This window comes from Vibrio pectenicida (assembly GCA_024347015.1).
In the GTDB taxonomy this organism is placed as follows: Bacteria; Pseudomonadota; Gammaproteobacteria; order Enterobacterales; family Vibrionaceae; genus Vibrio; species Vibrio pectenicida.
The window spans coordinates 354,484-371,291 of record AP024889.1; the positions used below are offsets into that span (position 1 = coordinate 354,484).

Genomic DNA, 16,808 nt, shown 5'->3' on the forward strand with positions numbered 1-16,808 from the left:
GCTAAAGAAAACTTAAAGTGAAATTTTTGTATTACTTGGAGATAGCTTTAAAGCTGTCTGAACCTCGTCCATTATTAGATTAACACTTAATGATTTTGTCGCTGGGAAATGGGTGAACCACTGTGTGTTGATCGAAGATAGGGCCTCTAAGTTCTTACATTGGTAATGATATTCGATGGTGAACTCACCGTGGCCACCTTTATGGTCATGATGATGCTCTTCGTGATCGTTTGCATGACCATCGTGACCATCGTGACCATCGTGACCATCGTGACCATCATGACCATTGTGTTCATTGTCGCTTAGGTTGTTTTCCACTGATTGGTGCTTGACCTCACATCCTGCATCCGATGTGAGTGTAAATAGAGACATTGCGTTTTCTAAGCGTTTAATCGTTTGTTCAAGAGCCTGTTGCTGCTGCACATCTTTAGGGGCGTGTTCAAAGCCTAATACATCCGCCCCAGGAGCATTAATTTCCATGAGTAACTTATTACCTTCTTGGGCGATATTTAGCTTAACGTGGCCATGTTGATGGGCTTCATGTTGGCGAAATTCTTCATTAGCCAACGCGGATGTACTTAAAGTAAGGCCAATAATTGCTGCGATTTTTGTTATTGAATACATTGTGAATCCTAATCAATGGTCATTTAAACATGTTGTGATGTTTTTATAGCGATTTATGCTTCATTTAATTAGGTCTACGGGTGGTGAGCGAGCCAGATAGCCAAGCACAGTTCGTCTGTACAAATGGTAGCTTGAGCTAAAACCAAAAATGTCATTTATGGGGTTATCAACTAGGACGGTTTGGCTATGGCTAAAACCATGCTGTAAACATGAGAAAAGTTGACATTGATGGTCACTGTGTTGAGATACGTCGAATTGATACTGGTGGGTAATGTAAGCTAAACTCATCCATAGCATGAGCACGATGACAATAGCGACGAGTGTGCTTGAGTGTCTTATTCTTGATTGATGAGTGAGGGTCATAGCACTTAATTCGACATAAAATAACTTGTTATGTTATAACAAAACAAACAGAAGTGCTATGCTCAAATTAACCCTAAAGGTTATCTTTAATTAAAGCCAAAACTTGCTCAATCTCATCTTGAGCGAGGGTACCTTCTTTAACAAAAAGAACCTTTCCTTGTTTATTCTGCACTATGATCGCAGACGATTCCTCCTTCAAATCCCAAGCTTTAGCTACCTCACCATCCTCATCTAGCACCATAGAAGACCATGGGAAATCTTTTTTACTATCTTCTGCCGAAGACTTTACAAAAGAGCCCGTTCCCCAGATAGCGTCATCTTGATTAATGATTGATGTAGTTTGATAACTATCCTGGGCAAACTTAGATGCTGTAATTGCAGTCATTAATGGTTGATTGAGTGCTTTTGAGCTACTGCGACCAGCGATGGCTTGTATGACTCTCACTTTACCCAACATATCTTGTGATGACCATTTTTGATAGGTTATATCATCACCTTTGACCATGATTTCACCGTAGCTAGCCACATCAACAGCAGGCAATGGTTCATCTACGGTTAGGTTATGTGCTGAAGCTGAGAAAGTGCATACCATTGCCAAAGAAATCAGCGTTTTTGTTTTCATTTAATTTATCCTTCTTATAAGCGCATAAATTATATACTGAAAAATATTTAGTGGGAAAGTTACTAACCAGCTTAGAAAACTTTGTTGCATAATTGTGAGCTAAGCTGTTGTTGGTTCTATCACGTATTTGTTAATCAAACCTTGTGCATTCAAAGGTGGGGTGTCTTAAACGTTTTGCTGAGTGCTAGAGCCAGCCGCAAAGCTGGCTTATACACTAGACGCTTGGCGGAAAGCAAACACCGGTACCATTGAGGCCACAATATCCATTGGGATTCTTGGCCAAATATTGTTGGTGATAGGTTTCGGCGTAATAGTATTTACCTACCTTTGAGATTTCAGTTGTGATATTTGCATCATTGTGCCCGAGTAATTCTTGATATTCTTTTTTGGATTCGATGGCATAACTGAGTTGTTGATCGCTGTATACATAAATAGCTGAACGGTACTGAGTTCCCATGTCGTTACCTTGGCGCATACCTTGAGTTGGATTGTGCTGTTCCCAAAAAATTTGCAGTAATTGTTGAAGAGGAATTATATTTGGGTCAAAGACGACTCTAACGACTTCAGTATGGCCTGTTCGACCTGAGCATACTTCTTCGTATGTTGGATTTGGTGTAAAGCCACCAGCGTATCCAACCGAGGTGGAGACAACCCCCTCTAGTTGCCAGAACAAGCGCTCAGCTCCCCAGAAACACCCCATAGCAAACAAAATCTCTTGGCAGTTTTTTGCAGGAGTTGCTGTGATGCTTGATTGATTAACAAAATGTTTATCTTCAACTTTAAGTGGCTGGGCACGACCGGGAAGAGCTTGCTGGGCTGTCACTTGAGTTTGTTTGTCGAGCATGATGAATCTCCTTATTAGCAATATTCTTGGGAGTAGACCGTTTAATTGACTGTTTTCGTACAGACATCTTTTTTGAGTGGCGTTATTATTCCGTTAATACATTTAGGCCATTAATAGACCATGATAAGACCGATTTTTCCAATGATGCTACTTTTTAGCAGTTTTTCTGCTTTAGCCCAAGAGGTGGAGTTGTCGATTCGCGGAATATCAGGAGAATTGGAGCAGAATGTTGAGACATATCTTCAGGCTATCCCTACCGAAGACTACAGTACTGGCTTACGGTTTCAAGCTCGAATAGAGAAGCGCTTAACTGAAGCGCTTAATGCTCTTGGCTATTATCACCCTAATTTTTCCTTTGAGATAGAAGCAGATAAGCAGTTAGTCATAACTATTAAGCCCGGAAAGCCAGTATTGATCGCACTGGTCGATATACAGTTAAATGGTGAGGCGCGTGATGATCAAGCTTTCAAAAAGCTGATTGAAAAAAGTGGACTTGAACAAGGGCAGGTGCTTAATCACAACCTGTATGATGGCCTAAAATCGCGCATTCGTAATATTGCTCTCCAGAAGGGCTATTTTGATGGTGATTATACCTTGAGTCGACTTGAGGTAGCGCCAGATTTAAATCAAGCCTTTATCCGACTTCACTTTGATAGTGGCATTCGTTATGTATTTGGCCAAAATACTATTATTGGCAGTCAGATAGATTTGATGCGTGTCGAATCATTATCACCTTATCAAGCAGGCGATCCATATTTAGCTTCTGCTGTGGGTGAATATAATCAAAATCTATCGAGTACGGATTGGTTTTCTTCTGTTTTCGTTGAGCCTGATCTTTCTCAATTAGGAGAAGGAAGAGAATTACCAATGAGAGTAGCGTTAGCCCCTCAAGCAAAAAATCAGTTGGAAACAGGTCTCGGGTATTCGACGGATATCGGAGTAAAAGGGTCGCTCAAATGGAAAAAACCTTGGGTGAACAGTAGTGGGCATAGTTTCAATAGTAGTTTTTCGCTTTCAGATCCTGAACAAACAGTGACAGCGGGTTATAAGATCCCGCTAGAAGATGCTCTCAATGAGTATTATCAACTCAAGTACGGTATGAAGAATCGCGACAATCGAGATACTCAAAGTTTGGAGTCGAATTTGGCCCTAGAGCGCCACTGGCTGCTTGATAATGGCTGGCATCGAACCCTTTTTATTCGTTATTTGTTGGAAAACTACGAGCAGGGTTTGCAGGATGACTCTGGGCAATTCCTACTACCTGGTGTGAGTTTTAGTCGTAGTCGAATTCGTGGCGGTGCTATGCCGAGTTGGGGAGATAGACAAACTCTGATGCTTGAGGTCGGTGATGACAGAGTATTATCTGAGACTAAGGTTGTTCGCATTCAGGGTGGGATGACTTGGATTCGTAGTGCAGGTCGAAATCATAGGGGTATTTTTCGTTTAGATGGGGGGGCGAACCTAACAGAAGATTTTGACATGTTGTCCCCATCTTTGAGGTATTTTGCTGGTGGTGATAACAACTTACGTGGTTATGATTATCAATCAATTTCCCCCAAAGATAGCAGTGGCGCACTGACAGGTGCAAAGTATATAGCGACCTCTTCGCTTGAATATCAATATCGGATATATGGTAATTGGTGGGGGGCTCTCTTTTATGATTATGGTGATGCTTTTAACGATGAGCCAGATTTTAAGCACGGTACGGGGGTTGGAATTCGTTGGGAATCTCCCGTTGGTCCAATACGCTTGGACTTTGCTTGGGGACTAGATGCTGTACCAGGTGATGAGTTTAAAATCCATTTCACATTGGGTCCAGAGTTATGACCAAGTTTGTTGTAAGGTGGTCAAAATGGCTTTCAATTGTTCTAGTGAGCTTGATGCTCCTCGTTGCCATTGGTTTGTCTGTGATTTTGTTTACACCATCTGGGTTAAAACTAGTGATTTGGGCGGCAGAAAAGTCGTTACCACAACTGAGCGTTGAGTCTTATTCTGGTGCTATTTTTTCGCGCTTTACACTTAATCAACTCAGATTTAAAGATGAGACACTGAATCTGGATATCAGTGCACGTTCTATGACTCTTGGGCTAGATGCCTCATGCTTAATAGAGCCAAGTATTTGTGTTGATGAGCTTACTCTTGATGGAGTAAAGTTTTCGATGCCTCTAGTGCCGTCACACTCTGATGCACCTTCAGATCCTAAAACCGGTCATGGTGCTAATATTCATTCTCCTATACCTCTTAGCGTGAAACGCTTGGCTTTGTCTGATGTTGATCTCGATATTCTCGGTTATCAGGCTCAAATCGGGTCTTTTGTTAGTGGATTAACCTTTGTGGGGGAACGTTTAAGCATAGATAAAACGTCGTTAAACAGCACTAAGCTCACTTTAGTAGAAGAAGAAAGTAGCGCAGGATCCCCAAACAAGACTTCCACAAGTCGTCAGCACGAAATCGAATTGCCAGAGATTGTCTTACCACTGCAAATTGAATTAGCCCGACTGGATGTTAATGACTTCGTTTTGGTCCAAGATACTCCAGTTGTTGTGAACCATTTAGGCGTAGAAGCACAAGCTATAGGTTCAAAAATCACTATACCAATGATGCAACTTGATACACCAGAACTTGAAGGAAGATTGACTGGCGCGGTAACTTTAGTTGGTGGCTATCCTATTATTTTGGATCTAGAAACTACCATCAAACAGCCTGTAGCTAAAGGTCAAACCCTTAAGCTCACAGCATCGGGTAGTATCGCAGATCTTACTCTCAACGCAGAGTTAGGCGGATTAGTAAAAGGGAATATCAAAGCCTTTTTGCAGCCATTAACAACAGATATGTCGTTTGATGTATCAGTGACTAAAACAGAGGCTCAATGGCCTTTGCTGGGGCAAGGGGATTACTTTGTTTCTGTCGGTAGGCTAAATGCTAAGGGATCTCTAGATGGGTATAATATCGATCTTACTTCAGCTATCTCAGGTAAGGCAGTGCCAGATACGCAGCTCAATATCCTTGGTAAAGGCGATTTAAACCAAGTTGAGTTACAAACACTGTCAGTGAAGACCTTGGATGGGGAAATTTCTGGCAAGGTTATGGCGAACTGGCAGGCTGCAATTAATTGGTCTGCTGATCTCTTATTACGGGATATACAGCCTGGGTTGCAATGGCAAGAAGCTGAAGGAAAAGTGAGTGGTCATTTGATGACAACAGGCTCATTGACCGATCAAGGAGGATGGCAAGTTATACTTCCGAAGTTAGATATAGATGGTGTTGTTCGTGGTTACCCTCTTAACCTTGATGGCCAGTTTTCAGTGTCGGATAAAGTAGGATCGGGAGAGTTAAAGCTAATAACCTCGGGGCTTGCATTATCTCATGGGCCAAACTTTGTGAAGGCGAAGGGCATCATTGACCAAAAGGCCGATGTGCAAGTAAAGGTATCATTCCCTGATATGTCATTATCAGTGCCTAATTTACATGGAGATGTACAAGGTGACATTGCACTCAAAGGCAGTGTAGAAGCGCCTGTCATTGATCTTAAACTTAATGCTAGTGATGTGGGATGGGGAGAAGAAACTAACGCCCAAGATGTTGAGTTAAAAGGAGAGTTATCTCCACTTTCTAAACTCTCAGCTGATATAAAGCTATCTGTATTGGGCGTTAAATATCAGAATTATTATATCGATCATGTTTTGCTTAATGCAGAAGGTGACGAGCAAAAACATACACTTAACCTTGATCTAAAGTCGAATATAGCCTCGACCAAGTTTACTGTACAAGGCGCAATAGAGCGTACTCCCGAATTGGTTTGGAAGGGAGTTTTAGATGAAATGTTTATCGCATCTAAACAAGGGATGTGGACTCTTGAACAACCTACCCAAGTTGAATTTTCTGCTCAGTCTCAGCAGGCTTTTGTTGCCGCTCATTGTTGGGAGCAGTCCGGTTCTTCAATCTGTTTAGATAAAGACATGATCGCAGGTAAAAGTGGTGAAGCTCAAGTTTCCATAACAAACTTGGATTTTGAGCAATTGAATACTTTTCTACCTTCAAAGACTGAGCTTGAAGGTGATCTGAATCTCTTTGCTATGGCGAATTGGGCTCCTGATACGCCACCTCAAATAACACTTGATCTAGATATGGCTCAAGGCATGGTAAAAGACCATAATTCTCATCCAATTCAATTAGGCTGGGAGCAGGTTTCAGTTAAGGCTGGATTGAAAGACAATACGCTTTCAGCAGATTGGTTAATTGATTTAAGTGATAACGGGAACTTCTCGGGTACAGCTAAGGTTGCCAATGTCATCGACGACAACAAATTATTAGATGGTAACATTCAACTTCAGGATCTCAGATTGGACTTTCTTGACGCTTTTTTAGGAGATTATAGTCAGTTTAAGTCGACATTAAACACTAAATTATCCTTTACTGGTCCAGTAATGCAACCTGAGGTAAAGGGGCAGTTCTTGCTTGATGATATTTTCATTAAAGGTGAAATTACCCCAGTTGAGGTTAATTCAGGCAAGGTCGAGATTAATTTCTTTGGTTATGGTGCAAGTTTATCTGCTGCGATTAATACACCGGATGGTCAGTTGCAAGCCTCTGGTGATGCGAATTGGCGAGATCTCAAAAATTGGCAGACCAAGATGCGAGTATTTGCTGATGAACTTATGGTAAATCTTCCGCCTATGGTTAAGGTGAAGGTCATACCTGATATGACGATATCGGCTTCTCCCAAACAAGCACGTATTGACGGGACTGTATCTTTGCCTTGGGGAAGAATTGTGGTTGAAGAGTTGCCACCTAGTGCGATTGGAGTGTCGAAAGATCAGGTGATTCTAAATAATAGGCTAAAACCCAAAGACTCTGATACTAAAATGCCTTTTAGTGTTCAAACTAACGTCAACATAAGTATTGGTGAAGACTTTAAGCTATCGGCTTTTGGTTTAGAAGGGGATTTATCAGGAAATTTAAATGTAGCGCAGCGAGACAAAGGACCATTTGTTACTGGAGAGGTTAATATTATTGATGGTTCTTATAGGTCTTTTGGTCAAGACTTGATAATTCAACAAGGAAAGATCTTGATGAACGGACCTGTTGATCAGCCTTTTGTGCAAATTACCGCAATTCGTAATCCGGACAATACCCAAAAAGGGTATACGGCCGGGATTAAGGTTGTTGGACCCGTCGATGAGCCGACAGTAACTATTTTCTCTGAGCCCAGTTTACCTCAAGCAAATGCACTGTCATATTTATTACGAGGCCAAGATATTGATGGAGAGTCGGGTGGTAATACCGTGACCTCCACCTTAATTGGCCTAAGCTTAGCTAAGAGTGGCCGAGTTGTGGGTGAAATAGGTGAAGCATTTGGTGTTCAGGATTTACAACTTGATACGGCTGGTTCTGGTGATGACTCACAAGTTACCGTTAGTGGTTACGTTTTACCGGGCTTACAAGTTAAATATGGTGTAGGTATTTTCGACTCTGTTGGAGAGTTCACGGTCCGTTATCGCCTAATGCAAGATCTTTATGTAGAGGCCATATCTGGGTTGGATAGTGCCGTTGATCTGCTCTATCAGTTTGAGTTTAATTAACTAGAAAGTGAGGTATTAGGATGCAGCATTTAGTTTTCGTGTATGGGACGCTGAAGCAAGGAGAAAGAAACCATAACTACATCGCGGGAAATCAATGCTTGGGGCAATTTGAAACCTTACCTCACTATGCTTTACATGATCTTGGCACATACCCAGCAGTGGTTGAAGGGCATGACTCTATCCTAGGTGAAGTCTACCTTATCAATGAGCAGACGCTTAGTCAGCTTGATCAGTTAGAAGATGTTCCGGTTGAATACCGACGAGAGCAGATTGAAACACCCTTTGGAAAAGCGTGGATTTACCTTTATCAAAATAGCGGTAAACTCGACACGCTTATTTCATCAGGCGATTGGAGCCAAAGGGTATAGGTAGCTTAAGAAGAGCACAAATAAGTTCTTGTTAAGATTATTTTTGTGCTCGTTGGTAAGATTCCAGGATTTCTTTTCTTGCCGACTCTGCATTCTCCCAGCCATCTACTTTTACCCATTTATCAGATTCAAGTTGCTTGTAGTGCTCAAAGAAATGTGTAATTTGCGCTTTAAGAAGTTCAGGTAGATCGTCGATATCTTGAATATGGTCATATTCTTTAGAAAGCTTAGTATGCGGCACGGCAACCACTTTCGCATCTTCACCAGATTCATCTGTCATTTTTAATACACCAACTGGACGGCAGCGAATCACTGATCCTGGCATGAGAGGGTGTGGCGTTGGAACAAGCACATCAACGGGATCACCATCAAGTGATAAAGTGTGATTGACATAGCCATAGTTACATGGATAGAACATAGGTGCAGACATCAATCGGTCAACAAAGACAGCGCCTGATTCCTTGTCCACTTCATATTTAATTGGATCTGCATTGGCTGGGATTTCAATCACGACATAGATATCATCAGGAAGAGATTTACCCGCAGGTACATTGTTTAAACTCATTAGCAAAGTTCCTTGTTTGTATTGACTTCTTTTAGGGATCGTTTCTTTTTCTGCGAAGTGTCGCTTGAAACTTTAACGTCAGCCTTCGGAAGTACTTAGGCTATATAAGATCGCAATACCTTACTGCTAAACTCGGTTTTTTGTAAACTGAGTAAGTCGATATTTGGTTCGAAAAAATGTTAAAAAGGTGCCTCATGGCACCTTTTACTTTAATCTTCCTGGTAGTTCTGTAGAAAATCTTCTACTTTTTTGACCATGTTTTTTGAGCCGACGAAGAAAGGCACACGTTGGTGTAGTTCTGTAGGTTTTATATCCATAACGCGGGTTTTCCCATCTGATGCGACCCCCCCCGCTTGCTCAATGATATAAGCCATTGGGTTGCATTCGTAGAGTAAGCGCAATTTTCCATTCGGGTGACTTTGAGTACTTGGATAAAGGTAGATGCCGCCCTTTAGGAGGTTACGGTGGAAATCGGCTACTAAAGAGCCAATATAACGTGAGGTATAGGGGCGATGTTCACTAGGAGCGTTTTCTTGACAGTACTTAATGTACTTTTTGACACCCATAGGGAAACGAATGTAGTTACCTTCGTTGATCGAGTAGATAGTGCCGTCGTCAGGGATCATCATATTTTCGTGGGAGAGGCAGAAGGTTCCCAGTGATGGATCGTAAGTAAAACCATTTACGCCTTTGCCCGTTGTGTATACCAGCATGGTTGATGAACCATAAATGACGTAACCTGCTGCCACCTGTTTGTTTCCAGGTTGAAGGAAATCCTCTTGGGTCGGAGGAGTACCAATGGGTGAGACACGGCGATAGATAGAGAAAATAGTACCCACTGATACATTTACATCAATGTTTGAAGAGCCGTCGAGTGGGTCCATTAGCACTACATACTTAGCATTTTTGTTAAGTTCCTTACTGAAAGCTACGGCTTCATCTTCTTCTTCACTTGCTACACCACACACTTGATCTCGGGCTTCTAATGCCGCTTTGAACTTGTCATTGGCGTAAACATCGAGTTTTTGCTGGTCTTCACCTTGGATGTTTTCACTCCCAACGGCTCCGGTAATATCACCAAGCCCTGCGGCATTGATTTCACGGTTCACAATCTTAGCCGCGAGTCGGATAGATGAAAGTAGGGATGATAAATCACCGCTAGCGTGAGGGAAGTCTGCTTGTTTCTCAACAATGAACTCACCAAGGGTGCGCATTCCAGACATGTTTTTTCCTTTAAGTCGCTTCAATAGTAGGGTTTTGGCATTGGTGTTCTCTGACGGAACACTATTTAGCCAAGCCCTATTCTAAAAGCTATTTCTTATTATTGGTAATGAACTAACTGACGAAGATCTCGTTTTATTTGTTACGTAGTAAAAATTTTAACTAGAGTTTGAAATTTTTGTATTTATACCTAATAACCAGAGCAAGATTGACCCTTGTATTTTGTACCAACGATGCGTTAGTTGCGCCTATTTGTGCCTTTCAACCAAAACCTAACTAAAGACGCTCGCATTTATGCGTATAATCACCATAATATCTAGTCAATTTTAACCTGCGGAGAAGGTTGTATATGCATATCCATATCTTGGGGATTTGTGGCACATTTATGGGTGGAGCAGCTGTTTTGGCTCGTCAGTTAGGTCATAAAGTCACTGGTAGTGATGCCAATATTTACCCTCCGATGAGCACCCTACTGGAATCTCAAGGTATTGACATCATTGAGGGGTTCTCTCCTTCTCAGCTCGACCCCAAACCTGATCTTGTTGTGATTGGTAATGCAATGAGTCGCGGTAATCCTTGTGTAGAGCATGTGCTTAATACCAATATGCGTTATACATCAGGGCCTCAGTGGTTACAGGAATTTCTCCTTCATGATCGCTGGGTGCTTGCCGTGTCGGGTACTCATGGTAAAACTACTACTTCGAGTATGCTTGCATGGATCATTGAAGACTGTGGTTATCAACCCGGTTTTTTAGTTGGAGGTGTGCTGGGTAATTTTGGCGTTTCTGCTCGATTGGGCGAAAGTATGTTTTTTGTCGTTGAGGCAGATGAGTACGATAGTGCTTTTTTTGATAAGCGGTCAAAGTTTGTCCACTATCACCCTCGAACTTTAGTTATTAATAACCTTGAATTCGATCATGCTGACATCTTCGACGATCTTGAAGCGATTAAGCGCCAATTTCATCATTTAGTTAGAACGGTTCCTAGTGATGGGCGTATTCTTGTGCCTAAAAATACAGATATTAATGATGTACTTGAGCGGGGCTGCTGGAGCGAAACAGAGCTCACAGGACTGCAGGGTGATTGGCGAGCTGAAAAGCTGGTTGCTGATGGTTCGCAATTTAAAGTGTTCTTCAAAGGTACCGAGTCGGGAATCGTTAATTGGGATCTCGTGGGTGATCATAATGTTGATAATGCTCTTATGGCGATTGCTGCTGCTCGACATGTTGGTGTCGTTCCTGAATTGGCTTGTCAGGCACTGGCAAAATTCATTAATACTCGGCGTAGATTGGAACTGAAGGGTGAAGTTAATCAAATCAGTGTTTATGATGATTTTGCTCATCATCCAACAGCAATTGAACTCACTCTCGATGGATTACGTAACAAGGTTGGGAGTCAGCGTATCTTTGCTGTACTTGAGCCGCGCAGTGCTACGATGAAAAGAGGTATACATAATGATATGTTAGCAGCCTCTCTTCATCAAGCCGATGCTGTTTTTCTCTATCAGCCAGATAATATTGATTGGTCTGTTGCTGATATCGCCCAGCAGTGCAAGCAGCCAGCTTATACTTCGAATAGTGTTGATGCTTTAGCAGAGATGGTGGTAGAGCATATTATGCCTGGCGATCAAATCTTGGTAATGAGTAATGGCGGATTTGAAGGTATACAAGAAAAGCTGTTAGCGAAACTTACCGAATAACTGAATGTAGTAGTATGAGTAAAAAAAATAATAAAGCGATTACATTAGCTTTTACTGGAGCTTCGGGAGCGCCCTATGGACTGAGGTTACTAGAATGTTTGCTTGCAGCAGACTATCAGGTGCACTTGTTGATTTCTTCCGCAGCGAGAGTTGTGCTTGCGACTGAGCATGGTATGAAGTTATCTGGCAATCCTCAAGCTGCTCAACAGATGCTGGTGGAGCATCTCGGCTGTGACCCTGAGCAGTTACATGTGTATGGAAAAGATGACTGGTTTTCCCCTGTAGCTTCAGGCTCAGCTGCACCAAAACAGATGGTAGTATGCCCTTGTTCTTCCGGTAGCCTTGCGGCAATTGCCCATGGTATTTCTGATAACCTAATTGAACGAGCAGCTGATGTGGTAATAAAAGAGCGCGGCCAACTATTATTGGTTGTGCGAGAAACCCCTTTCTCGACGTTACACCTTGAAAACATGTTAAAGCTTTCCCAAATGGGAGTGACTATCATGCCAGCTGCTCCAGGGTTTTATCATCAACCGACTTCTATAGACGATCTGGTTAACTTTATGGTTGCTAGGATCCTTGATCATTTGGGGATTGAGCAAAAAATTGTGCCGCGCTGGGGATATGATCCTAGATAATTGACAAGATTGGAATTACAATTCGGCCAACACTCAACGGGGAGCTATTCATCATTAATAATGATGAGGCTGAGATTAGGTAATACCTAGAACTCGTATACCTGAACCAGATAATACTGGCGTAGGAATTGAGTATAAACATTTGCTAATTAATGTTTTCTCAAGCCTGTGCCGCTCAATTAAGGAGAGCGAGCAGTGAAAAACCTTCATAGCTCTATTACTTTAGCGCTATTTACCTCTTTTTCTGCGGTCTCGGCAGATAATACGTTAACCGTTTACACTTATGATTCTTTTGCTGCTGAGTGGGGCCCTGGCCCAAAAGTGGAACGAGCATTTGAAGCGAAGTGCAATTGTGATCTCAAATTTGTCGCTTTAGATGATGGGGTGTCTATTCTTAATCGCTTACGTTTAGAAGGCACGAATACCAAAGCAGATATTGTTCTTGGGCTTGATCAAAACTTGATGCCTGAGGCTAAGAAAACAGGGTTGTTGACAGAGCATGAGGTTGACACGAAAAATGTCAATTTGCCTAACAAATGGAATGATAAAGTATTTTTACCCTATGATTTTGGCTACTTTGCGTTTGTTTATAACAAAAACAAACTTTTAAAACCTCCCCAAAGTCTTAAAGAGCTCGTTGAATCGCAGGATGATTTGAAAGTCATTTATCAAGATCCTCGAACATCAACTCCTGGTCAAGGTTTGATGCTGTGGATGAAATCTGTTTATGGCGATGCGGTCACTCCAGCATGGAAAAAACTAGCTCAAAAAACGGTTACTGTCACCAAAGGCTGGTCTGAGGCTTATTCAATGTTTCTCGACGGTGAAGCAGACATGGTACTGTCGTATACCACGTCTCCTGCCTATCACTTAATTGTGGAAAATGATGATAAGTATGCTGCAGCAGATTTTAGTGAAGGTCATTATACCCAAGTAGAAGTTGCCGCTAAAGTGAAAGCCTCTAATAACACCAAACTTGCAGATGAATTCATGACATTTATTTTAAGTGATGAATTTCAGTTACTCATGCCAGCGGGGAATTGGATGTATCCGGTGATGGATGTGGCTTTACCAAAGGGTTTTGAAACATTAACAGTGCCGACTACAGCATTGAGTTTTAATGAAGAAGATGTTGCTAAAAATCGCAAAGTATGGATTCGTGAGTGGCAAAGCGCTTTAACTTTCTAAGGAGACGCTTTGCGTAAAATCCCTAAATCAGGACTGTGGGTCGCGATGCTTATTGCGACCTTTGTTGTTTCTTCAATTGGCGCATTGTTATCTGTTGCTCCATCATTGGACCTGTCACAGGTGTGGTCGGATCCCTATTATTTATATGTGACCAAGTTCAGTTTTTATCAGGCATTATTATCGACGCTATTAAGCGTAGGGTTGGCTATTCCAGTCGCTCATGCATTATCTAGGAATGTATTTCCAGGTAAACAATGGGTACTCAAGCTATTTTCGTCTACGCTAGTTTTACCTGTGTTGGTTGGGGTATTTGGGTTGCTGTCTATCTATGGTAACAGTGGTCTCATATCGATGTTGCTTGAATGGTTTGGTTTTAAGTTGCCATTTTCTATTTATGGCCTGAATGGTATTTTACTTGCCCATGTCTTTTTTAACCTTCCTTATGCCAGTCGATTACTGCTACTGGCGTTAGAGTCTATTCCTAGTGAACAACATAAACTTTGTGACCACCTTGGTATTACGCACTGGAATAAATTTAAATGGGTAGAGTGGCCTAGGCTTCGCCAGCAGTTACCTCATGTGTTTGGGTTAGTTTTTATGTTGTGTTTCACCAGTTTTGCCACTGTCATGGCTCTTGGTGGAGGGCCCAAATCCACGACTATTGAATTGGCTATTTATCAGGCAATAAAATTTGACTTTGATTTGCAAGCTGGAGCTATATTAGCGCTATGGCAAATGCTGTTGTGTGGTTTGATTGCTCTGGCTGTTCATCGTTTTGCTAAAACTATGCCAGTGACATCAGGAACACAAGTGACCTATTTTCGCTCTTATTCAAGGTCAGTAGGGTCCCGCTTTTGGGATAGTTTTTGGATAGTGTTTAGTCTCTTACTGGTCATTCCTCCATTGCTTATGGTGGTATGGAGTGGATTAAATTCCCAAACTTTGAATGTACTCAGTGATCAAGTGTTCTGGATAGCGTTGTGGACGTCGTGCAAGGTTGCAATAATGGCGAGTGGATTAGCTCTTTTAGCCGGTATTGCAATCTTGCTAACGAGTCGCCGCTTAAGGCTTAACTCTAAAGTTCATAGTGCCGACCAAATAGAGCTCATCGGTACGATTATTCTTGTCACACCGAGTTTAGTTATTGCCACGGGGCTATTTTTATTACTTCGAAGTTTTACCGATGCTTTCGGTTTGAGCTTAATTGTTGTTGTTATTGTTAATGCTCTCATGGGGCTACCTTATGTGATTAAAACCCTTTCACAACCCATGTTGCATATTGAGCAACAATATCAATATTTATGTGCCAGTTTAGGGATCAGAGGTTGGCAGCGTTTTCGATTGATTGAGTGGCGTGCGCTACGTAAACCCATGGCACATGCCTTTGCGATAAGCGTTATGTTTTCGGTTGGTGATCTTAGCGCGATTGCTTTATTTGGTAGTCAAGATTTTCGGACTCTACCGCTTTATTTGTTCCAGCTTTTGGGGAGCTATCAAATTGATGCAGCGGCAGTGGTATCAGTAACTTTGCTGATGTTGAGTTTAGGTTGCTTTGCTCTGATTGAAATCTTATTTAAAGCCAACCCAAAGGTGAGCTATGCTAACGTTTAATGCCGTTTGTTACGATTATTATCAGGATATATTTCAGTTTGATTTACATATAGAACAAGGTAGCCGCGTTGCTATTATGGGCCCTAGTGGGGCGGGGAAATCAACCTTGCTGGCACTTGCTGCTGGATTTATAAACCCCAAAAGTGGCAATATCCTAGCCAATGAGAGGGATGTTGTCGGGCTTGAGCCTTACCAGCGGCCCTTTGCTATTTTGTTTCAGGAGCATAATCTGTTTGCTCACCTTAGTGTAAGAGAAAACATAGGGCTGGGTTTGCACCCTGGTTTAAAACTCAATTTAAAGCAACGTAGTCAGGTTGAGCAAGTAGCCCAGCAAGTAGGCATTTTTGAATACTTGGATCGCCTACCTGAACAATTATCAGGTGGTCAGCGTCAGCGTGTTGCTCTAGCAAGATGTTTTGTCCAATCTCATTTAATATGGTTACTTGATGAACCTTTTTCTGCGCTTGATCCTGTACTACGTGAAGAAATGCTCGATTTGGTGCAAAAGCTTGCGATTGAGCGCAATATTACACTTGTGATGGTGACGCACCATATCAGTGATGCAAGGGCCATTGGTTCCCATTTTGCTTTCATTGACCAAGGCAAAGTATGGGCTGAAGGGAGTATTGATGATTTAACTCCTCATCATAAAGACCCAGTAGTGAGTGCGTTTGTTAAAGCAGGGCAAGCTTAAAAATTTGTTGGGTTGATGGTATGGTATTTGAAAATTTGAATGTCACTACTGTTCTATTGGATGAAACAACTTTATGTTGTCCTCAGTGTGACTTTTATAAATACGTGTGTGACGTTATAGAAACCACACACGTATTTGAAGCGTGTATTTAATATAGACCAGCTTTAAAACTCTTCATCAGAGAGAGACTTTAAGACCTGAAATATTTCTCGGTAAGCTTTAGCTGGCTTACCCGCTTTCTTTTCTTTGACTGCTTGACGAGCTAGTTGGCGTAAATGTTGGCGGTCTGCCTGTGGGTAGAGTTCAATTGCCTCAGCAATCGCATCGTCGCCTTCTGCGATAATTCGGTCACGAAGTTGCTCTAGTTTGTGCAAAGCAGCAGTTGCTTGAGAGTGTTTGTTACGTACTTTATCTAGAGCCGCTTGCAAAGGTTCCGGATCTTCAAAACGCATCAGTTTACCAATGTATTGAAGTTGACGTCTACGTGCTTCGTTTTTAAATCGCTGAGCATCTTTAATTGCTTCAGCTAGTTCATCACTCAGTGGAAACTTCTCTAATACAGAAGGTTTGAGGTTAATAAGTTCTTCACCCAACTTTTGCAACTCTTCCATATCACGTTTCAGTTCAGATTTACTAACCCAAATGATTTCTTCGTCTTCTTCCCATGGCGCTTTTTGGTTCTTACGTGCCATTATTCTGCCTTAATTTAACTATCTATTTCTCTATTTTAACAAGAATCATGGGGAGAAAGCGAAATTCTTGTTATCCTAGGTGCAATATACCTTAAGT

15 protein-coding genes and 1 riboswitch are annotated in these 16,808 nt (G+C 41.8%); of the genes, 8 read left to right on the plus strand and 7 right to left on the minus strand.

Translation table 11 applies throughout. The annotated features are described in order from the left end of the window. Positions 1-12 precede the first annotated feature (12 nt). From zrgA to msrA, 4 genes are all read right to left on the minus strand, one after another. Positions 13-624 (minus strand): zinc uptake protein ZrgA, encoded by a 612-nt coding sequence (gene zrgA / locus OCV27_RS01715; protein ID WP_125319655.1) that lies wholly within the window; start codon positions 622-624, stop codon positions 13-15. Between the two features lie 60 nt (positions 625-684). Further along, positions 685-987 carry a DUF2607 family protein gene (locus OCV27_RS01720; RefSeq protein WP_125319654.1) on the minus strand — a complete coding sequence of 101 codons (303 nt, stop codon included), beginning with the start codon at positions 985-987 and terminating at the stop codon, positions 685-687. Between the two features lie 73 nt (positions 988-1,060). After that, entirely contained in the window at positions 1,061-1,609 is a 549-nt protein-coding gene (locus tag OCV27_RS01725; RefSeq protein WP_125319653.1) for a YtfJ family protein, read from the minus strand. A gap of 214 nt (positions 1,610-1,823) precedes the next feature. Beyond that, complete coding sequence (msrA, locus tag OCV27_RS01730) at positions 1,824-2,453, minus strand: peptide-methionine (S)-S-oxide reductase MsrA (protein WP_125319652.1); 630 nt, start codon at positions 2,451-2,453, stop codon at positions 1,824-1,826. A 120-nt stretch (positions 2,454-2,573) separates the two neighbouring features. On the opposite strand from msrA, the gene tamA reads away from it, so the two are divergent. The 3 genes from tamA to OCV27_RS01745 are packed head-to-tail and all read left to right on the plus strand — an operon-like array spanning position 2,574 to position 8,403. Then, positions 2,574-4,280, plus strand: coding sequence for an autotransporter assembly complex protein TamA (gene tamA / locus OCV27_RS01735; protein WP_125319651.1), 1,707 nt, complete (start codon positions 2,574-2,576; stop codon positions 4,278-4,280). Beyond that, positions 4,277-8,035 (plus strand): autotransporter assembly complex protein TamB, encoded by a 3,759-nt coding sequence (tamB, locus tag OCV27_RS01740; protein ID WP_125319650.1) that lies wholly within the window; start codon positions 4,277-4,279, stop codon positions 8,033-8,035. The genes tamA and tamB overlap by 4 nt, the downstream gene beginning before the upstream one ends. Positions 8,036-8,055: 20 nt before the next feature. Beyond that, positions 8,056-8,403 (plus strand): gamma-glutamylcyclotransferase family protein, encoded by a 348-nt coding sequence (locus tag OCV27_RS01745; RefSeq protein WP_125319649.1) that lies wholly within the window; start codon positions 8,056-8,058, stop codon positions 8,401-8,403. Between the two features lie 37 nt (positions 8,404-8,440). Here OCV27_RS01745 and ppa read toward each other — a convergent pair whose 3' ends face one another. Together ppa and fbp are read right to left on the minus strand one after the other, a co-directional pair. Further along, on the minus strand, positions 8,441-8,968 hold the full coding sequence (gene ppa, locus OCV27_RS01750) for an inorganic diphosphatase (RefSeq protein ID WP_125319648.1): 528 nt from the start codon (positions 8,966-8,968) through the stop codon (positions 8,441-8,443). Positions 8,969-9,177: 209 nt separating this feature from the next. Beyond that, a complete protein-coding gene (gene fbp / locus OCV27_RS01755; protein WP_125319647.1) occupies positions 9,178-10,191 on the minus strand; it encodes a class 1 fructose-bisphosphatase in 1,014 nt (337 codons plus the stop codon). A 347-nt stretch (positions 10,192-10,538) separates the two neighbouring features. Between fbp and mpl the strand changes: the two genes are divergently transcribed. The 5 genes from mpl to thiQ all read left to right on the plus strand — a co-directional run bounded on the left by mpl (position 10,539) and on the right by thiQ (position 16,019). Beyond that, positions 10,539-11,888, plus strand: coding sequence for a UDP-N-acetylmuramate:L-alanyl-gamma-D-glutamyl-meso-diaminopimelate ligase (gene mpl / locus OCV27_RS01760; protein WP_125319646.1), 1,350 nt, complete (start codon positions 10,539-10,541; stop codon positions 11,886-11,888). 14 nt (positions 11,889-11,902) lie between these two features. After that, a complete protein-coding gene (locus tag OCV27_RS01765; protein WP_125319645.1) occupies positions 11,903-12,526 on the plus strand; it encodes a flavin prenyltransferase UbiX in 624 nt (207 codons plus the stop codon). Positions 12,527-12,553: 27 nt separating this feature from the next. Beyond that, a riboswitch (TPP riboswitch) is annotated at positions 12,554-12,671 on the plus strand. Positions 12,672-12,721: 50 nt separating this feature from the next. Continuing rightward, complete coding sequence (gene thiB, locus OCV27_RS01770) at positions 12,722-13,714, plus strand: thiamine ABC transporter substrate binding subunit (RefSeq protein ID WP_125319644.1); 993 nt, start codon at positions 12,722-12,724, stop codon at positions 13,712-13,714. A 9-nt stretch (positions 13,715-13,723) separates the two neighbouring features. Further along, complete coding sequence (thiP, locus tag OCV27_RS01775; RefSeq protein ID WP_125319643.1) at positions 13,724-15,325, plus strand: thiamine/thiamine pyrophosphate ABC transporter permease ThiP; 1,602 nt, start codon at positions 13,724-13,726, stop codon at positions 15,323-15,325. After that, a complete protein-coding gene (thiQ, locus tag OCV27_RS01780; protein WP_125319642.1) occupies positions 15,312-16,019 on the plus strand; it encodes a thiamine ABC transporter ATP-binding protein in 708 nt (235 codons plus the stop codon). Before thiP ends, thiQ begins: the two co-directional genes overlap by 14 nt. A gap of 164 nt (positions 16,020-16,183) precedes the next feature. Here the strand turns inward: thiQ and yjgA are convergent, their stop codons facing one another. Then, positions 16,184-16,711 (minus strand): ribosome biogenesis factor YjgA, encoded by a 528-nt coding sequence (gene yjgA / locus OCV27_RS01785; RefSeq protein WP_125319641.1) that lies wholly within the window; start codon positions 16,709-16,711, stop codon positions 16,184-16,186. Positions 16,712-16,808: the final 97 nt, after the last annotated feature.